This window comes from Streptomyces sp. SudanB52_2052, assembly GCF_964272415.1.
In the GTDB taxonomy this organism is placed as follows: Bacteria; Actinomycetota; Actinomycetes; order Streptomycetales; family Streptomycetaceae; genus Streptomyces; species Streptomyces olindensis.
This window is the reverse complement of sequence record NZ_OZ186796.1, coordinates 7,161,110-7,179,531: the sequence shown is the minus strand read 5'-3', so window position 1 is coordinate 7,179,531 and position 18,422 is coordinate 7,161,110. Positions and strand designations below refer to the sequence as shown.

The 18,422-nt window shown below is 72.9% G+C and carries 13 protein-coding genes; 2 read left to right on the top strand and 11 right to left on the bottom strand.

Annotated elements, in window-relative coordinates:
- Positions 1 to 370: 370 nt before the first annotated feature.
- The 6 genes from ACSUPV_RS32165 to ACSUPV_RS32140 all read right to left on the bottom strand — a co-directional run bounded on the left by ACSUPV_RS32165 (position 371) and on the right by ACSUPV_RS32140 (position 8,379).
- Complete coding sequence (locus tag ACSUPV_RS32165) at positions 371 to 958, bottom strand: hypothetical protein (RefSeq protein WP_078651146.1); 588 nt, start codon at positions 956 to 958, stop codon at positions 371 to 373.
- The gene (locus tag ACSUPV_RS32160; RefSeq protein ID WP_078651145.1) at positions 943 to 2,070 is read right to left on the bottom strand and encodes a ParA family protein; all 1,128 of its coding nucleotides are present in this window, start codon (positions 2,068 to 2,070) and stop codon (positions 943 to 945) included. Before ACSUPV_RS32160 ends, ACSUPV_RS32165 begins: the two co-directional genes overlap by 16 nt.
- 436 nt (positions 2,071 to 2,506) lie before the next feature.
- On the bottom strand, positions 2,507 to 3,631 hold the full coding sequence (gene ald / locus ACSUPV_RS32155; protein WP_031121125.1) for an alanine dehydrogenase: 1,125 nt from the start codon (positions 3,629 to 3,631) through the stop codon (positions 2,507 to 2,509).
- Positions 3,632 to 3,769: 138 nt separating this feature from the next.
- On the bottom strand, positions 3,770 to 5,809 hold the full coding sequence (locus ACSUPV_RS32150) for a tetratricopeptide repeat protein (RefSeq protein ID WP_382617912.1): 2,040 nt from the start codon (positions 5,807 to 5,809) through the stop codon (positions 3,770 to 3,772).
- Positions 5,810 to 5,999: 190 nt separating this feature from the next.
- Positions 6,000 to 6,626 (bottom strand): NUDIX domain-containing protein, encoded by a 627-nt coding sequence (locus ACSUPV_RS32145; RefSeq protein ID WP_436949048.1) that lies wholly within the window; start codon positions 6,624 to 6,626, stop codon positions 6,000 to 6,002.
- 94 nt (positions 6,627 to 6,720) lie between these two features.
- Positions 6,721 to 8,379, bottom strand: a complete 1,659-nt coding sequence (locus ACSUPV_RS32140; protein ID WP_031121122.1) for a CTP synthase — start codon at positions 8,377 to 8,379, stop codon at positions 6,721 to 6,723.
- Between the two features lie 528 nt (positions 8,380 to 8,907).
- On the opposite strand from ACSUPV_RS32140, the gene ACSUPV_RS32135 reads away from it, so the two are divergent.
- The gene (locus ACSUPV_RS32135; RefSeq protein WP_359792091.1) at positions 8,908 to 10,710 is read left to right on the top strand and encodes a glycoside hydrolase family 15 protein; all 1,803 of its coding nucleotides are present in this window, start codon (positions 8,908 to 8,910) and stop codon (positions 10,708 to 10,710) included.
- A gap of 36 nt (positions 10,711 to 10,746) precedes the next feature.
- On the opposite strand, the gene ACSUPV_RS32130 is transcribed toward ACSUPV_RS32135, so the two are convergent.
- Complete coding sequence (locus ACSUPV_RS32130) at positions 10,747 to 11,703, bottom strand: LLM class F420-dependent oxidoreductase (RefSeq protein WP_359792044.1); 957 nt, start codon at positions 11,701 to 11,703, stop codon at positions 10,747 to 10,749.
- Between the two features lie 104 nt (positions 11,704 to 11,807).
- Between ACSUPV_RS32130 and ACSUPV_RS32125 the strand changes: the two genes are divergently transcribed.
- Positions 11,808 to 13,460 carry a PucR family transcriptional regulator gene (locus tag ACSUPV_RS32125; protein ID WP_436949047.1) on the top strand — a complete coding sequence of 551 codons (1,653 nt, stop codon included), beginning with the start codon at positions 11,808 to 11,810 and terminating at the stop codon, positions 13,458 to 13,460.
- On the opposite strand, the gene ACSUPV_RS32120 is transcribed toward ACSUPV_RS32125, so the two are convergent.
- The 4 genes from ACSUPV_RS32120 to ACSUPV_RS32105 all read right to left on the bottom strand — a co-directional run bounded on the left by ACSUPV_RS32120 (position 13,457) and on the right by ACSUPV_RS32105 (position 18,415).
- Entirely contained in the window at positions 13,457 to 14,599 is a 1,143-nt protein-coding gene (locus tag ACSUPV_RS32120; RefSeq protein ID WP_037769966.1) for a glycosyltransferase family 4 protein, read from the bottom strand. The genes ACSUPV_RS32125 and ACSUPV_RS32120 overlap by 4 nt on opposite strands.
- Positions 14,600 to 14,805: 206 nt before the next feature.
- Complete coding sequence (gene recN, locus ACSUPV_RS32115; RefSeq protein ID WP_359792089.1) at positions 14,806 to 16,524, bottom strand: DNA repair protein RecN; 1,719 nt, start codon at positions 16,522 to 16,524, stop codon at positions 14,806 to 14,808.
- A gap of 173 nt (positions 16,525 to 16,697) precedes the next feature.
- The gene (locus ACSUPV_RS32110) at positions 16,698 to 17,603 is read right to left on the bottom strand and encodes an NAD kinase (protein ID WP_031121112.1); all 906 of its coding nucleotides are present in this window, start codon (positions 17,601 to 17,603) and stop codon (positions 16,698 to 16,700) included.
- Positions 17,600 to 18,415 carry a TlyA family RNA methyltransferase gene (locus ACSUPV_RS32105; RefSeq protein ID WP_436949046.1) on the bottom strand — a complete coding sequence of 272 codons (816 nt, stop codon included), beginning with the start codon at positions 18,413 to 18,415 and terminating at the stop codon, positions 17,600 to 17,602. The genes ACSUPV_RS32110 and ACSUPV_RS32105 overlap by 4 nt, the downstream gene beginning before the upstream one ends.
- Between the last annotated feature and the right edge of the window lie 7 nt (positions 18,416 to 18,422).

Sequence of the window (18,422 nt, the reverse complement as noted above, 5' to 3'; positions counted from 1 at the left end):
ACTCGGCAGCTCCGGTCCCGGCCGACGGCCCACCCGACTGGCCGGTGTCCGCGGCCTCCGCCGACGGCGCCCGCGACCCGGCGGTGCCCGCAGGCAGCACCTCAGATCCGGCCGTGTCCGCAGGCAACGCCTCAGGCCCGGCCGTGTCCGCAGGCAGATCCTCAGACCCAGCCGTGGCCGTCGCCGCCGGCGGCGCCTCGGGCTCGTCCACGCCCGTCGGCGGCACATCCGGCTCCACCGCATCCGTCGGCTCCCCCGGCGGAGCCACCCGCGGAGCCCCCGGCCCGCGCCCCAGCGCGCGCCGGCGGCCGGGCGGGCCGCCGGGGGGAGGTGGGGAAGCGTTCGAGGTCATGGCCCCCGCAGGCTACCGCTACCGCCCGCGCAGTCGTCGTACGAGGATGCTGGCGTCCCCGCGGGTCTCCAGGTCGGCCAGGACCACGGCCACCGCCTCGCGGACGATGCGCCCGCGGTCGACGGCCAGGCCGTGCTCGCCGCGGAGCACGAGACGGGCGTGCTCCAGGTCCATGAGCTCCTCGGCCGACACGTACACCGTGATCTTCTCGTCGTGCCGCTCACGGCCGCTGGGGCGGCGCGTGGCCGCCCGCCCGCGCTTGCGCGGTGCCGCCGCGGCAGCGGCGGCAGAACCTTCCTGCGCCGCCTGCCGACGCCCGGCTCCGGACCGCTCGGCGGCCGCGGAACGGCTGCGGGACTCCCCGGCCTCGGCCGGCTCCGCGTCGGCCGCGACGTGCTCCGCGCCCTCGCCGTCACCGCCCTGCGCGGGCACCGACTGCGGCGCGTCCTCCGCGGCCGCTGCCGCCGCCGCGTCGCCCTCGCCCGCCGGAGCGGGCACCCGGGCGTCGCCGTTGGCCTGGCGCCTGGGCGTGGACGACTGCAGCCCCATCCCCCCAGTCGTACGGAAGAGTTCGTCGGCCCCCGGCAGACTCACTCGGCGTGACACCGGGCGAGCACCTCCCTGGCGAGCTGGCGGTAGGCGGCGGCACCGACGGAGTTGGAGGCGTACGTGGTGATCGGCTCACCGGCGACCGTGGTCTCCGGGAAGCGGACCGTGCGCCCGATGACCGTGTGGTAGACGTGGTCGTCGAACGCCTCGACGACACGCGCGAGCACCTCACGGCTGTGCACGGTGCGCGAGTCGTACATCGTGGCGAGGATCCCGTCGAGTTCCAGGTCGGGGTTGAGCCGTTCCTGGACCTTCTCGATGGTCTCCGTCAGCAGGGCCACACCACGGAGGGCGAAGAACTCGCACTCCAGCGGCACGATCACCTTGTGCGCGGCCGTCAGGGCGTTGACCGTGAGCAGGCCGAGCGAGGGCTGGCAGTCGATGACGATGAAGTCGTAGTCGTCCAGCAGCGGCTTCAGGGCGCGCTGCAGCGTCGACTCGCGGGCGACCTCGGAGACGAGCTGGACCTCGGCCGCCGACAGGTCGATGTTGCTGGGCAGCAGGTCCATGTTGGGGACCGCCGTCTTCAGCAGCACCTCGTCGGCCGCCATCCCCCGCTCCATGAGCAGGTTGTAGACGGTGAGGTCGAGCTCCATCGGGTTGACGCCGAGACCGACCGACAGCGCGCCCTGCGGGTCGAAGTCCACGAGCAGGACCCGGCGTCCGTACTCCGCGAGCGCGGCACCCAGGTTGATGGTCGACGTGGTCTTGCCGACGCCGCCCTTCTGGTTGCACATCGCGATGATCTTCGCGGGTCCGTGGTCGGTCAGCGGGCCCGGGATCGGGAAGTACGGCAGCGGGCGCCCGGTCGGGCCGATGCGCTCCCGGCGCTGTCTGGCCGCGTCGGGCGCGAGAGTGGCCGCGTACTCGGGGTCGGGCTCGTACTCCGCGTCGGGGTCGTAGAAGTGCCCCTCGGGCAGTTCGTCGTAGTCGGCGAAGTGGTTGTGGGGCGCGCCACTTCCGTCGCCGGCCATGGCGTTCACGTGATGGCCATCCATCTTCTGGTGTGCTGTGTGAGTCGCCTGCTGACTCTGGTGGGCTGCGAAGGTGCGCACAGCGACGGAGCCGACAGCCTCGAACCCCGCGGAGCCCTGGCCCCGTGCAGGCATTCCTGGTTGAGCACCCCCGGGAGTAAATGTCGACTCATTCACAAGTCGTCTTACCTCCTTGGTGACCAGGAAACTTCTAGACAGGTCAGCGTGGCACCATGCCGACGGTTGGCGACTCTATGGCGTGTCGGGCGTCCGCAGCAACACAATCCGCCGGACCCGGCCCGATGTGTCGGCAATGAAACATCCCGCTGTCAAGGGCGTACGGCCGTCGCACGGCAGGTTTCACCGGTGTGCGAATCGGTTGAAGGGTTACGTTCGAGGCGAGTTGCTCGAGAATCGCGAAGTGACCATACACACATCCGGCCGGACCTTGTCGGGCAAGGTCCGGCCGGGTGCGCGGCGTTGACGAGCCGTGTTGACGTATCGCCTTTGCCGTGAGGTGACTTAGCCGACTTACCGGCTGCCCGGGTGTCCGGGCGGGGTGGGGCGGGGCTCAGCCGAGCAGCGAGGACAGCTCCACGTGCTCCACGCCGTGCGCCTCCGCGACCTCGCGGTAAACGACCTTGCCGTCATGCGTGTTGAGGCCCTTGGCCAGCGCCGGGTCGCGGCGCAGCGCGCCCGCCCAGCCGTGGTCGGCCAGTTCGACGATGTACGGCAGCGTGGCGTTGGTCAGCGCGTAGGTGGAGGTGTTGGGGACCGCGCCGGGCATGTTGGCGACGCAGTAGAAGACCGAGTTGTGGACCTGGAAGGTCGGCTCGGCGTGGGTGGTCGGGCGGGAGTCCTCGAAGCAGCCGCCCTGGTCGATCGCGATGTCGACAAGGACACTTCCCGGCTTCATCCGGGAGACGAGCTCGTTGGTGACCAGCTTCGGGGCCTTGGCGCCTGGGACCAGGACGGCACCGATGACCAGGTCGGCCTCCAGGCAGGCCTTCTCCAGTTCCAGGGCGTTGGAGACGACGGTCTGGATCTTCGTGCCGAAGATCTTGTCCGCCTCGCGGAGCTTGTTCACGTCCTTGTCGAGCAGGGTCACGTGGAAGCCCAGGCCGATGGCGATCTGCGCGGCCTGCCAGCCGGAGACACCGCCACCGATGACGACCGCCCGGCCGGCCGGCACGCCGGGAACACCGCCGGGGAGCACGCCCCGGCCGCCGTTGGCGCGCATCAGGTGGTAGGCGCCGACCTGCGGGGCCAGCCGGCCCGCGACCTCGGACATCGGGGCGAGCAGCGGCAGCGCGCGGCTGGGGAGCTCGACCGTCTCGTAGGCGATCGCCGTGGTGCCGGACTCCAGCAGGGCGTCCGTGCACTCCTTGGAGGCGGCCAGGTGCAGGTAGGTGAAGAGCGTCTGGTCCTTGCGGAGGCGGTGGTACTCCTCGGCGATGGGCTCCTTGACCTTCAGCAGCAGGTCGGCGGTGGCCCACACCTCGTCGGCGGTGTCCAGGATCCGCGCACCGGCGGCGACGTACTCCTCGTCCGTGATCGAGGAGCCGACGCCGGCGCCGCGCTCGATGACGACCTGGTGGCCGTGGCGCACCAGCTCGTGCACACCGGCAGGGGTGATGGCCACCCGGAACTCGTTGTTCTTGACCTCGCGGGGGATGCCGACCTTCACGTCGATCACGGTCCTTGGCTCAGAGGGTATGGGGGGTATTTCTTAGACATACCCGGGCACGCACGGGCACACCGGGAGAGACCGCAGGAGAACGTGCGGCAGAGCCAGTCTAATGAAGGTGTTCCCGCTGTCTAGCCTTTCATTGCATCAATCTTCAGCCGATGCGGTACGGATTTCGCAGGCGTCGGGTTCCGTTTGAAGGTTTGAGTCGCCGAGGAGCCGCTCGGCGGCGCCCCGGTGCAGCCCGGCCGAGGCGGGGTCGCCGAGGTGTTCGAGGGTGTCGGCGACCCGCAGGTGCAGCGCGGCCTGCAACCGCGTGTCCTCGGCCCGCCGGGCCCACTCCACGGCCTCCCGGCAGGTGCGCAGCGACTCCTCGGGCCGGCCCGCGTACTCCTGCACCCGCGCCAGCTCGCTCAACGCCCGCGCCTGGGCGGCCACATCACCGTTCTTGCGGTGCCCGGAGATCGCCGAGCGCCAGTTGCGCAGGGCCTCGCCGTAGCGGCCGGCGAAGGTGTGGGCGGCGGCGATCCGCCCGTACAGCCGGGCGGCGTCGGCCCGCTCGCCCCGGGCGAGCCGTTCGACCAGGGCGCGACCGAACCAGTCGGCGGCCCGGTCGAAGTCACCGAGCTCCAGATGCGCGCCGCCTACGGATTCCATCGCGCGGCCGGTCGCATACGGGTCGTTCACCTCGCGTCCGGCGTCCAGCGCTGCCCGGTAGCGGGCCAGGGCGTCGGTCGTGCGGCCGGTGCGGGCGTCCAGGTCGCCGAGGTTCAGCAGGGCGGCGGCCCGTTCCCGGGGCAGGTCGCGGCGCTCGGCGATGTCGAGGACCAGGCTGTGGATGTCGTACAGGTCGGGCGCCGCCGCCCGGGTGCCGAGGTGGGCCACCATGGCCCGCACCAGCTGGGACATCAGCCGCCGGGCCAGGGTGTCCAGCTCCCCGTCGGCGACGGCGAGCCGGGCCGAGGCCAGCAGGGCGGGCCGGGTCAGGCGCAGCCAGTCGGCCGCCGCCCGGGGGGTGGGGAAGCGCAGGGCGCGTGGCATGTCGAGGAGCTTCTGACGCGCCTGGGGGCTGTCGGTCTCGGTGATCGCGCGGCAGGCCTGGAGCAGCCGTACGGTCCGCTCCAGCATGCGGGCGCGGGCCAGCTGTAGCTCGGCCGGGCGCTCGTGGTGGCGGGCGAAGGTGCGGAGCAGGGGGTGCAGGCAGGCGGGCACCTCGTACTGCGGCAGCGGCGAGTTCACGGCGTGCAGGAAGCCGAGGGCGACGAGGTCGTCGAGGGTGGTGTGGGCGGTGCCGACCGAGCAGCCGGCGAGTGCGGAGGCGGTCTGCGGGTCGACCAGCCCGGCCGGGGCGAGGGAGAGCAGGCGCAGCATCCGGGCGGCGGTGGCGGGCAGGCCGGCGTGGGCGAGGCGGAAGACCCGGGTCAGGGCCGTGCCCTCGGGTTCTGCCGCGCGCAGCTGCTTGGCGAGGTCGGAGACGGCCGCCTTGGGGCGGGCGGCGAGCCAGCCGGCGGCCAGCATCAGCGCGGCCGGCTGTCCCTGGCACTCCTCGGCGAGGCCCTCGGCGGCCCGGGGGTCGACGGTGATGCGGACCGAGCCGGTGTGCCGGGACAGCAGCTCCACTCCGGACTTGGCGTCCAGGCCGCCCAGAGTGCAGGGGCGGACGTCCGAGATACCGGTCAGCGGGCCCTCGGAGACCGCGACGACCAGGCAGTCCGGGGCGTCGGGCAGCAGGGCGTCGACCTGCTCGGCGTCGGCCGCGTCGTCCAGCAGGAGCAGGGCCCGGCGGGCGGCGAGGGCGGTGCGCAGGGCGTCGGTGAGGTCGTCCTCGGCGGCCCCGGCCGGGGCGTCCTCGTCGAGGGCGGTGAGCAGGTCGCGGGCGGCACGCTCGACGGGTACGGGGGTGCCGTCGGGGTCGGTGAGCCGCGCACGCAGCACGCCGTCCGGGTAACGGTCCGCGACCTGCCGTACGAGTTCCTCCGCGAGTGCGCTGCGGCCCGATCCGGGCCGGCCGGCGATGAGCAGGACGCGCGCGCGGGGCGGTTTGCGGCCCGCCAGCGTGTCCAGGCCGGCGCGCTCGATGTCGGCGCGCAGCTCCTTCAACTCCCGTGTGCGCCCCAGGAACCGGTTCTCCTCGGCAGCGCCTCCGGTCAGCCGCACGTCGCCTGTCTCCACGACCTGATCCGTCACGGGCCACACTCCCGTCCCACCGCACACGCAAGCCCGCCGGGACTCCGGTTCGGGCGTGTTGCAGAGCCTAGTTCACGCTCTGCAACGTTCCGGGCGGCGCACGGTGGGCGGGCCGGATACATCGCTCGATCGGATCAGCCGATCTTCACACTGCTGCTGTCGAGGCGGGGCCGGGGACCCCCCGGAGCGTTCAGACCTCGAACGGACGAGCCGGCCACTGCGCCTGAGCCGGGCGCAGTGCGTCCAGGCCGTCGCCGCCGCGGGCCGCGACCAGGGACAGGACGCCCACGACGAGGCAGTTGTTGTGGAGCTCGCCGGCCAGGACGCTCCGGACGAGGTCCTCGACCGGCACCCGGTCGAGCTCCATGTCGGCCTCTTCCTCCTCGACGGCGAAGCGCTCGCCCTCCGCCTCGGACAGATCACGCGCGAGGAAGATCCGGACCGCCTCGTCACAGCCCCCGGGGGTGGTGTACACGTCGGTGAGCACCCGCCAGTCCTCGGCCTTGACGTGCGCCTCCTCGTACAGCTCGCGCTGCGCGGCGTGCAGCGGGTTCTCGCCGGGCACGTCGAGCAGTCCGGCGGGGATCTCCCACAGCTTGTGGCGCACGGGGTGGCGGTACTGGCGCAGGACCAGGACGCGGTCGGCCTCGTCGAGGGCGAGGACGGCCACGGAGCCGGGGTGGACCTGGTAGTCACGGCGCACCACGGTGCCGTCGGGCATGACCACGTCGTCGGTGCGCACGGAGGTCTTGTTGCCCACGAAGGGGGTCTCCGTCGCCCGGATCTCCCACTCCTCCGGGGTGTCCTTGATCGTCATGCCTGTCCTTCCAGTACCAACACGACCTGCCGAAAAGAAACCGGGGTGCACACCCTTTGAAGGGATGCACCCCGGCCACCGTACAACTGGTGTGTTACTTCGAAGTCTTCCGCTCGACCGCGGCCTTGACCAGCCCGGCGAACAGCGGGTGCGGACGCGTCGGGCGCGAGCGCAGCTCCGGGTGCGCCTGCGTGGCGACCAGGTAGGGGTGGACGTCGCGCGGGTACTCGACGTACTCGACGAGCTTGCCGTCCGGCGAGGTGCCGGAGAACAGGATGCCCGCCCTCTTCTCCAGCTCGGCGCGGTAGGCGTTGTTCACCTCGTACCGGTGACGGTGCCGCTCCTCGACGTACTCCTTGCCGTCGTACACCTCGCGCACGATCGAGCCCTCGGCCAGCTTCGCCGGGTACATGCCGAGCCGCATGGTGCCGCCCATGTCACCCTCACCGGCGACGATGTCGAGCTGCTCGGCCATCGTGGAGATGACCGGGTGGGCGGTCGCCGGGTCGAACTCGGTGGAGTTGGCGTCGGAGATGTCGGCGAGGTTGCGCGCGGCCTCGATCACGATGCACTGCAGGCCGAGGCAGAGGCCGAGCAGCGGGATCTTGTTCTCGCGGGCGTACTTGATCGCGCCGACCTTGCCGAGCACGCCGCGGTCGCCGAAGCCGCCCGGGATGCAGATGCCGTCGACGTCGCCGAGCTGGGCCGCGGCTCCGGCCGGGGTCTTGCAGTCGTCGGAGGTGACCCACTTGATCTTCACGCGGGCCCGGTTGGCGAAACCGCCGGCGCGCAGCGCCTCGGTGACCGACAGGTAGGCGTCGGGCAGGTCGATGTACTTGCCGACCAGCGCGAGGGTGATCTCGTGGTCGGGGTTGTGGACGCGGTCGAGCAGGTCGTCCCAGGTCGTCCAGTCCACGTCACGGAACGGCAGGTCCAGCTTGCGGACGACGTAGGCGTCCAGGCCCTCGCCGTGCACGGTCTTCGGGATGTCGTAGATGGAGCGGGCGTCGGGGCAGGCCACGACGGCGGCCTCGTCGACGTCGCACATCAGCGAGATCTTCCGCTTGATCGCGGTGGGCACCTCGCGGTCGCAGCGCAGCACGATCGCGTCCGGCTGGATACCGATGTTGCGCAGGGCCGCAACCGAGTGCTGGGTGGGCTTCGTCTTCAGCTCACCCGAGGGGCCGATGTACGGCAGGAGCGAGATATGGACGACGAAGACGTTGTCACGGCCGACCTCGTGACGGACCTGGCGGACGGTCTCCAGGAACGGCAGCGACTCGATGTCGCCGACCGTGCCGCCGACCTCGGTGATCACGACGTCGACCTCGTCCGTCGCCATGCGGCGGATGCGGTGCTTGATCTCGTTGGTGATGTGCGGGATGACCTGCACGGTGTCGCCCAGGTACTCGCCGCGCCGCTCCTTGGCGATCACGGTGGAGTACACCTGGCCGGTGGTGACGTTCGCGGAGCCGTCCAGGTCGCGGTCGAGGAAGCGCTCGTAGTGGCCGATGTCCAGGTCGGTCTCGGCGCCGTCGTTGGTGACGAACACCTCACCGTGCTGGAAGGGGTTCATCGTGCCCGGGTCGACGTTGAGGTACGGGTCGAGCTTCTGCATCACGACGCGCAGACCGCGGGCCTTGAGCAGCATGCCGAGGCTGGAGGCCGTCAGGCCCTTGCCGAGCGAGGAGGCGACACCCCCGGTGACGAAGATGTGCTTGGTCGTCGAGTTACGAAAAGCGGCGGGCGGCATGGCCAAGACGGGGCTCCCGTGGTCGCGGTCTGGGGGTGCGGTGCGGCTGCCCGCCGGAAATCTCCGGGGTGCCGTCGCTGCGGTTCGGGGGTTCCCTGTCGGGAAGGGGCCCACCGGTCCACGGGCTACCAGCGTATCAGCGCCGCGAGGGGAAGGCTTCCGGCCACGCTCCGCGCACGCGCCGACACGGAGACGATCGCCGTCACCGGTCTCTCACCCGTTGCTCACTCGTTCGGCGTACTCGCCTTGCCCGGAGCGGCACACACATCATCTGCGTGCGTCGTATCCTGCTCGGACACTCGCTGCCGAGCCCGCCCGGCCCAACGGCACCACCCACCGCCCGTGAGTACCGGAACAACGTGAGCTCGTCAGTTCGTTGAGCAACAATTGGCGCTTTGCATGACGGCTGAGTGACCTGTTTTGCTTCACCGCTCAACGACGCATTGCAAGACTTGCTGAAAACCCCCCTTGACCGCACTAGCGACAGCCCCCTCGTGGGGTGACGTGGCCGTTCGACTGGAGTTGCACGTGGCCGGGCGCATCGAAGACTACGCACTCATCGGAGACATGCAGACCGCTGCCCTGGTCTGCCGGGACGGGACAGTCGACTGGCTGTGCCTGCCCCGCTTCGACTCGCACGCCATCTTCGCCGGCCTGCTGGGCAACGAGGAGCACGGCTTCTGGCGGCTCGGCCCCGCGTACGCCTCCGACCAGGCGCCGCCCACCGCCGCCCGGCGCAGCTACCGCGGCGACTCGCTGATCCTGGAGTCCGAGTGGGACACCCAGCGGGGCACGGTCCGGGTGACCGATTTCATGCCGCCGCGTGACGGCGCCCCGCAGCTGATCCGGATCGTGGAGGGCGTCTCGGGCCGCGTGCCGATGCGCTCGGCGCTGCGGATGCGGTTCTCCTACGGGCGGGTGGTGCCGTGGGTGCACAAGCACGACGGGCGCACGGTGGCCGTGGCGGGCCCGGACTCCGTGTGGTTCGACACATCCGCCGAGACCTACGGCAAGTCGCTCACCACGTACGCGGACTTCACGGTCGCTCCGGGTGACCGGATCGCGTTCACGATCTCCTGGCAGCCCTCGCACAAAGAACCGCCGCCGCTGCCCGAGCCCGAGCAGTCCCTGGAGGCGACGGAGGACTTCTGGCGCGAGTGGGTCGACCACTGCACGTACCACGGCCCCTACCGCGAGGCCGTCGTCCGCTCGCTGATCACGCTGAAGGCGCTGACGTACGCCCCGACCGGCGGCATCGTCGCCGCGCCCACCACCTCCCTGCCGGAGGACATCGGCGGCGTCCGCAACTGGGACTACCGCTACACGTGGCTGCGCGACGCGGCGATCACCCTGTCCTCGCTGCTGCGCACCGGCTACCGCGAGGAGGCCCGCGCCTGGCGCGAGTGGCTGCTGCGCGCGGTGGCCGGCGACCCGGAGAACCTGCAGATCATGTACGGCATCGCCGGCGAGCGCGAACTCGGCGAGGCGGAGCTGGACTGGCTCCCGGGCTACGAGGGCTCCACCCCGGTCCGCGTCGGCAACGGCGCCGCGCACCAGCTCCAGCTGGACGTCTACGGCGAGGTCACCGAGGCCCTGCACCTGGCCCACATGACGGGCCTCGCGCGCAACGACTACGCCTCGCTGCTCCAGCTCAAGCTGATCCGCTACCTGGAGGACCACTGGCAGGACCCGGACGAGGGCATCTGGGAGGTGCGCGGCCCGCGCCGCCACTTCGTGCACTCCAAGGTCATGGCCTGGGTCGCCGTCGACCGCACGATCAAGCTGATCGAGTCCGGTGACGCGGACGGCCCGCTGGAGCGCTGGAAGGAACTGCGCGACGACATCCACCGGGACGTGTGCGAGAAGGGCTACGACAAGGAGCGCAACACCTTCACGCAGTCCTACGGCTCGAAGGAACTGGACGCCTCGCTGCTGCTGATCCCGCAGATGGGCTTCCTGCCGCCGGACGACAAGCGGGTCATCGGCACGATCGAGGCGATCCAGCGGGAGCTGTCCACGCCGGACGGCTTCATCCTGCGCTACCCGACGCAGGGCGACAACGAGGGCGTCGACGGCCTGCCCGGCGACGAGGGCGCGTTCCTCGCCTGCTCGTTCTGGATGGCCGACGACCTGGCGATGATCGGCCGCGTGGACGAGGCCCGCAAGCTGTTCGAGAAGCTGCTGTCCCTGCGCAACGACCTGGGCCTGCTGGCCGAGGAGTGGGACCCCCACCTGCAGCGCCAGGTGGGCAACTTCCCGCAGGCGTTCAGCCACGTGCCGCTCATCGACACGGCACTGCGTCTGACCGCCTCGGGCGCCTACGGCGGCTGACCGGACGGTCGACCGGACCGGTGGCCCGCGCGGGCGTCACCGCGGCCTGAGGGCCGTGAGCGTGCGCTCCCCCGCCGGGTCACCCGCCGTGGCCGGAACCAGGGCGATCTCGTCGAGACCGGCCTCGGCGTAGGCGTCGACGCGGGCGCGGACGGTGCCGGCGTCCCCGACGAGGCCGACCGTGCCCGCGGCCCTGGGCGGCAGGGCCCGCAGCAGGGTGTCCGGGTCGGCGCCCTTGGCGGCCAGCTCGACGACCTCGGCGAACCCGGCGTCGACGAACACGTCGCTGTAGCCCGGCACGGTGAGGTAGCCGACGACGCTGCGCAGGATCTGCCGGAGCGACTCGGGCTCCGGGTCCACGGCGGCGGGCAGCCAGGCGGCCAGCCGCGGTGGCGTACGGCCCGCCCGCTCGGCGGCCGCGAGCATCCGCGCCCGCAGCACGCGGACCTGCTCCGGGGAGACGAGGTCGAGCAGCATCCGGTCGGCGTGGGCGACGGCCGTGGCGACCGCGCGCTCCCCGAAGGCCGCCACGGTGAGCATCCCCCCGGGCGGCGGCAGCCGGCGCGGGAAGCCGCTGCCGGGCACGATCGGCTCGCCCGGCACGCTGTCCATCAGCGCGCGCACCGTCGCGGCCGACTCCTCCAGGGTCGCGGCGGGCCGGGTGCGCGGCCGGCCGTGCACGCCCTCGACGACCCGCTTGCTGGAGGTGCCCAGGGCCACGCCCACGGGCCGGCCGGTGACGGCCGCGGTGGACGCGGCGCCCCGGACGACGGTGAGCGGGTCGCGCACCGACACCGGCACGGGCCCGGCCGTCAGCGTGGCCTGCCGCGTGGCCGCGCCGATCGCCGTCGCCAGGACGAACGAGTCCCACGTCGGTCCCTCGCCCGCCCACACCTCCCGGTAGCCGAGCCGGTCGGCGAGCACCGCCACCCGCAGCGGCTCCTCGACCGGACTGTCGTCCTCCCGCCCCACGGCGACCACGCTGATGTCCATGACGGCGCCCGTACCCGGTCGATCACGCGGTAATCCCGGGCGTGATCGTCCCCGGGCGGCCGCGGAGATGTCCGGGAGGCACCCGCGCGGGTAGCGTCCGGCCCATGGAGAGCGAGACGGACAGCGGCTACGACACGCGGGGCGCCGGGATCACCGTGCAGCGGGCGCTGGAGCTGCCGGGGCTGCGCGGCGGGCTGCCCGAGGTGCTGGCGGGCGCCGACCGGCTCGGGCGGACCGTGCGCTGGGTGCACGCCGGCGAGGTGCCCCACATCGCCTCCCTCCTCAAGGGCGGGGAGCTGCTGCTGACCACGGGCTACGGCCTCGGCACCCGTCCGGCCGAGCAGCGGGCGTTCGTGCGCACACTGGCCGAGCGCGGCATCGCCGCCCTGGTCGTGGAGCTCGGCCCGCGCTTCACCCGGCTGCCAGCGGCCCTCGTCGACACGGCCCGCTCGTCCGGGCTGCCGCTCGTCCAACTCCACCGCGAGGTGCCGTTCGTCACCGTCACGGAGGAGATCCACACCGAGATCGTCAACGGCCACTACGCGCTGCTCCAGCGGGCCGAGGAGGTGCACCGGCGGTGCACCGGGGCGGTGCTGGGCGGCGGCGGGGTGCCCCAGGTGCTCGGCATCCTGGCCGACTTCGGCGACAACCCGGTCTTCCTGGAGACGGCGGACGGGCAGCTGCTCTACGCCGCCGGGGCCGGTCCCGAGGGCGCGGACCCGCTCCAGGTGTGGGAGGGGCTGCGCGGGCAGCACAGGGACGAGCCGCCCCTCGCGGGCTCGGTCCTCGTGGACGTGCCGGGCGGCGGGCCCGGCAGCGGGGGCGTCCGCGCGCGTCTCGTCCTGCTGCCCGTGCGGACGCCCCTGGCGCCCGTGCACCGGATGGCGGCCGAGCGGGCCGCGGGCATCCTGGCCGTGGTGCTGATGCAGGCGCGGCAGGAGGAGGAACTGGCGGCACGCGGCCGCGGCGACTTCCTCACGGACCTCGCCGAGGGCCGGGTCACGGCTCAGGACGCCCCGGCGCAGGCGCGGGTGCTGGGCTTCCGGCCGGGTGAGGGGCCGCTGTTGCCGGTGGTCATGCGGTTGGGGGACGCGCTGTCGCCGGGGGGAGGCTGGGCGGTGCTGGCCCGGGCGGTCTCCGAGGAGCTGGCCGCGGTGGGCGTGCCGGTGCTGCTCGGGGTGCGGCCGGTGGAGGGCCGGGTGCCGGTGCTGCTCGGGCTGCGCTCGGAGTCGGAGCGGGCGACGGTCGCGGACCGGGTCGCGGCGGCGCTGCGAACCGGTGTGGAACGGGCCGGGATGCTGCGGCCGGGCGGGCCGCGGCCCGTGGTGGTCGTGGGGGTGGCGGGCGGCTGGACGGCGGCGGCCTCGGGTCTGCGGCACGCCGCCGAGACGGCCACCGCGGCCCAGGGCCTGCCGGACCGGCCCTGGTACGACGCCCGCCGCCTGGACATCGACCTGCTGCTGTGGCGGCTGCGCGACCACCCGGACCTCGCGGCCTTCGTCGACCGGGCGCTCGGCCCGCTGCTGGACCACGACCGCCGCTCCCGGCCGCCGCTGCTGCCCACCCTGACGACCTACCTCGCCCACGCGGGACGCAAGGCGGAGACGGCCCGGGAGCTCCACCTCAACCGGCAGACCCTGTACAACCGGCTGGCGCGCATCGGGGAACTGCTGGGCACGGACCTCGACGATCCGCAGACGGTACTGGCCCTGAGCCTGGCGCTACGGGCCCGCAGGCACGTCCCCCAGGGCGGCTAGGCGAGGGGCCGGAGCCGGGTCAACTCGTCGTAGACGCTGAGGACCTGGGCGACCGTCTCGTCCTCGGTCGGCCAGCTCGCCGCCTGCCGGGCGCCCTTGTCCTTCAGCAGCTCCCGGCGGGCGGGGTCGCCGAGCAGGCGTACGACGGAGTCGGCGAGGGCCTTCGCGTCGCCGTACGGCACGAGTTCGGCGGCGTCGCCGACGAGTTCGGGGATACCGCCGGCGTCGGTCGCGACGAGCGGCACGCGCGCGTGGAGGGCCTCCTGGGCAAGGACGGAGCGCGCCTCCCAGCGGCTCGGCAGCAGCGCCAGGTCGGCGGCGGCGAGCAGGTCGGTGATGTCGTCGCGCCGGCCGATGAGCCGGACCGGCAGCCCCTCCTCCTCGATCCGCCCCTGGAGTTCGCCGCGCAGCGGCCCCTCCCCCGCGATCACGACCAGGGGAACCGGGTCGAGGCGGCGCCACGCGCGTGCGGCGTCGAGCAGCACGTCGTACCCGCGGTGGCGTTCCAGGGAGCCGACGGCCATCAGCAACGGGCGTCCGATGGCGCCGAGTTCGGCGCGTACCTTGGGCCGCATCCGGTCGGGGTCGTCCGGCTCCACGGGGCTGCGGGGGCCGGGCAGCGCGACGGCCGCGAGCCGCGCGTCCCGCGCGCCCGTCCGCCGGGCCCGGTCCACCAGCGCCGACGTCGTGCCCAGCACGACGGTGGCCGCCTTCATGACCCGCCGCTCCAGCACCTTCAGCAGATGGGCACGCGCACCGTCGGCGTGCGCCCGGTCGTGCCACGTCACGACCAGCGGAGTACGCACGCGCCGCCCGCTGAGGGCGAGCACGGTACGGAAGGAGGCGTGCAGGCCGTGGGCGTGCACCAGATCGGCGTCGGCGCAGGCCGCCCGCAACGCCGCCACCGACACCGGGTCGCTGCTGCGCGGCACGTGCACGTGGTCCGCTCCGACCCCGCTGAAGTCATAGGCGTGATCCGCCTCGACGGGGGCGCACACCGTGACCTTCACGCCCCTCGCGACGAGCCCCGCGGCCAGCGAGCGCACATGCGCACTGCTGGCGGCGTTGCCCCCGCCCAGCACCTGCACGGTGCGCAGCGGGGACTGGCCAGGCGGTGGCTGGCTGCTCACGGGGGTCACGTGGCCGGGCTCCTGGTTCGGGTCGGGCGGTCACGGCGCGGTTTCCCACGGCGTACTCCGCCAAGGATGCCAGGACATACGGGGGTTCAGGGAACGCCGGAAACCCGTCGGCGCGACCATGGGGTGCGGCATCGGGGGAATGCGCCGGGCCGGGTCACCCACACGAGTGAAGTTGGGCGACCCGCCCGGCCTGGTCCACCCTCCGGCTACCTGTCCGCCCGGGCCGTCGCCAGCAACTCCTCGGCATGCGCCCGGGCCGTCTCCGAGTCCTCCTGGCCGGCGAGCATCCGGGACAGCTCCCGCACCCGGTCCTCCCCATCCAGGACCTTGACGCCGGAGCGGGTCACGGACCCGTCGTTCGTCTTCTCGACCAGCAACTGCCGGTCGGCGAAGGCGGCCACCTGGGGCAGATGCGTCACGACCACGACCTGCGCGGTCTTCGCCAGGCGGGCCAGCCGTCGGCCGATCTCGACCGCCGCCTTGCCGCCGACCCCGGCGTCGACCTCGTCGAAGAGATACGTCGGCACCGGATCCGTCCCCGCGAACACCACCTCCACGGCCAGCATCACGCGGGACAGCTCACCGCCGGAGGCGCCCTTGGCGATCGGCCGGGGCGGCGCGCCCGGGTGCGGGGCGAGCAGCAGTTCGACCTCGTCGGCTCCGGCGGGCCCGTAGGCGACGGGACGCCCGCCGACCTCGACGCCGTCGGGGTCCTCGGTCTGCCGGATGTCGAAGGACACGCGCGCGTGCGGCATGGCCAGCGAGGCCAGCTCGGCGGTCACGGCGGCGGCGAACCGCTCGGCGGCCTCCGTCCGCGCGTCCGTCAACGCCTGTGCGAGCCCGCCCAGTTCGGCACGGAGCGCGTCCCGCTCGGCGGTCAGCTCCCCGATCCGCTCGTCGTCGCCGTCGAGTTCGGTCAGCCGGGCGGCGCCGTTCTCCGCCCAGGCCAGCACGGCGGCGATGTCCTCGCCGTACTTCCGGGTCAGCCCGGTGAGCGCGGCCCGCCGCTCCTCGACGGCCGCCAGCCGCAGCGGGTCGGCGTCCAGGTCGTCGGCGTACCCGGCCAGGTCCCCCGCCGCGTCGCGCAGCAGGATCCCGATCTCCCCGATGCGGTCGGCGAGCGCGGCCAGCGCCGGGTCGTGCGACCGCACGGCTTCCAGGGCCCGCTGGGCGCCCGCGACGAGCGTCCCGGCGTCGACGCCCTCGGGGTCCTCCGGATTGCCCGCCAGGGCGGCGTGCGCGGCCGCCGCGGCGGACGCCAGGGCCTCGGCGTGCCCCAGCCGCTCGGCCTCCTCGGCCAACTCCGTGTCCTCGCCGGCCCGGGGCTCGACGGCGGCGATCTCGTCGAGCCCGTAGCGCAGCATCTCGGCCTCCTGGGCCCGTTCCCGCGCGCGCGTGGTGATCTCGTCGAGCTCGGCGGAGACGGCCCGCAGCCGCTTGTACGCCTCGCCGTACTTGGCCAGCGGCACGGCGACCGCGTCGCCCGCGTACCGGTCGAGCGCCTGCCGTTGCCGGGACAGCTTGAGCAGCCCCTGCTGGTCGGTCTGCCCGTGCACGGCCACCAGTTCGTCGGCGAGCTCGGCCAGCACGCCCACGGGCACGCTGCGTCCGCCCAGGTGCGCCCGGGAGCGCCCCTCGGCCGAAACGGTACGGCTGATCAGCAGGGCCCCGTCGTCGAGCTCGGCCCCGGCCTCCTCGGCGCGTACGGCGACCGCGGCGTCCTCGGGCACGGTGATCCGCCCCTCGACGACGGCCTTCCCGGCCCCGATCCGCACGAGCGCCGGGTCGGCCCGGCCGCCCAGCAGCAACCCCAGGCTGGTGACCACCATGGTCTTGCCCGCACCCGTCTCACCGGTGACCGCGGTGAACCCCGGCGACAGCTCGACAACAGCGTCGTCGATCACACCGAGCGACCGTATCCGCATCTCCTCCAACACGGACACGACCTTACGAGGTCCGGGCCACGGATTGCGACTGGCCTGCCCTTGTCACCCACGAGAGTGGATCGTGGTTCAGGGGCGCGGGGAACTGCGCGACCAGCCACAGACGGCCCGCACCCGCCGACAACGGGCAACCACGCTAGTAACGAGCGACCACGCTAATGAGGAGCCCCCCGCCACCCGGAAACCGGCAGCGCGAACTTCGCCACCAGCCGGTCGGTGAAGGACGCATGGTGCAGCCGAGCCAGCCGTACCGGCACAGCCCCCCGCCGCACCTCGACCCGCGCCCCCGGCGGCAACTCCACGGTCCGCCGCCCGTCACACCACAGGACCCCGGGCGGAATGTGCGGCAGAACCTCCACAGCCAACACAGAATCCGGCGATGTCACCAACGGCTTCGCGAACAGCGCGTGCGCGGAGATCGGCACCATCAGCAGCGCCTCGACCTCCGGCCACACCACCGGCCCGCCCGCCGAGAAGGCGTACGCGGTCGACCCGGTCGGAGTCGACAGCACGATCCCGTCACAGCCGAACCCGGTCACCGGCCGCCCGTCGATCTCCAGGACGACCTCCAGCATCCGCTCGGCGGACACCTTCTGCACGGCCGCCTCGTTCAGCGCCCAGTCCGTGTGCACGATGTCCCCGTTGCGGTGCACCACGACGTCGACGGTCATCCGCTCCTCGACCTCGTACGCCTTGGTGACCACCCGGTCGACCACCTTGTCGAGGTCGTCGCGCTCGGCCTCCGCGAGGAAGCCGACCCGCCCGAGGTTGACGCCGAGCATCGGCACGCCCGACGCCCGCGCGAACTCGGCGCCGCGCAGCAGCGTGCCGTCACCGCCCAGCACGATGAGCAGCTCACAGCCGTCGAGGCACTGCGGGGTCGCCTCCTTGACCAGGTCCACCTCGTCCGGCAGCGGCAGGTCCCGCGCCTCGTCCTCGAGGACCCGCACACCCAGTCCGGAGCGCAGCAGCCCCTTCACGACGAGCTCGGCACTGCGCACGGCCGCGGGCCGTCCCGTGTGGGCGAGGAGGAAAACAGTACGAGCTCGGTTCTCGGTCAACGGGGCCCCTCCGCCACTGCTCGGTCGACGTCGGCCGGGTCCAGTTCCGGTGCCCCGGCCCGCAGCCACAAGAAGTATTCGACATTCCCCGACGGCCCGGGCAGCGGACTGGCCGTCACGCCCTTCGCGCCGAGCCCCAGCCCCCAGGCCTTCTCGGCCACCCCCCGGACCGCTTCGGCCCGCAGCTGGGGGCTGCGCACGACTCCCCCGCTGCCCAGCCGCTCCTTCCCCACCTCGAACTGCGGCTTGACCATCATCACCAGGTCGGCGTCCGGCTTCACGCACCGCACCAGGGCGGGCAGGACCAGCCCGAGCGGGATGAAGGACAGATCCCCCACGACAAGATCCACAGGCTCCCCATCGATCGCTTCAAGCGTCAACTCGCGTACGTTCGTACGGTCCTTGACGGTGACGCGTTCATCGTTCCGGAGGGACCAGGCGAGTTGTCCGTATCCGACGTCCACGGCGACGACGTGGGCGGCGCCCGCCCGCAGCAGGACGTCGGTGAAACCGCCGGTGGACGCGCCGGCGTCGAGCGCCCTGCGCCCCTCGACGGCGAGGCCCTGCGGCACGAACACCTGCAGCGCGCCGGCGAGCTTGTGCCCGCCTCGGGACACGTAGTCGGGGTCGTTCTCGTCGGCCGCGACGACGATCGCCGCCGCGGTCTCCACCTGCGTGGCGGGCTTGGTCGCGACGGTCTTGCCGACGGAGACGCGCCCGGCGGCGATCAGCTGGCCGGCATGCTCACGCGAGCGCGCGAGCTTCCGGCGGACCAGCTCCGCGTCCAGACGGCGGCGTGCGACTCCTGCCACGTTCGGT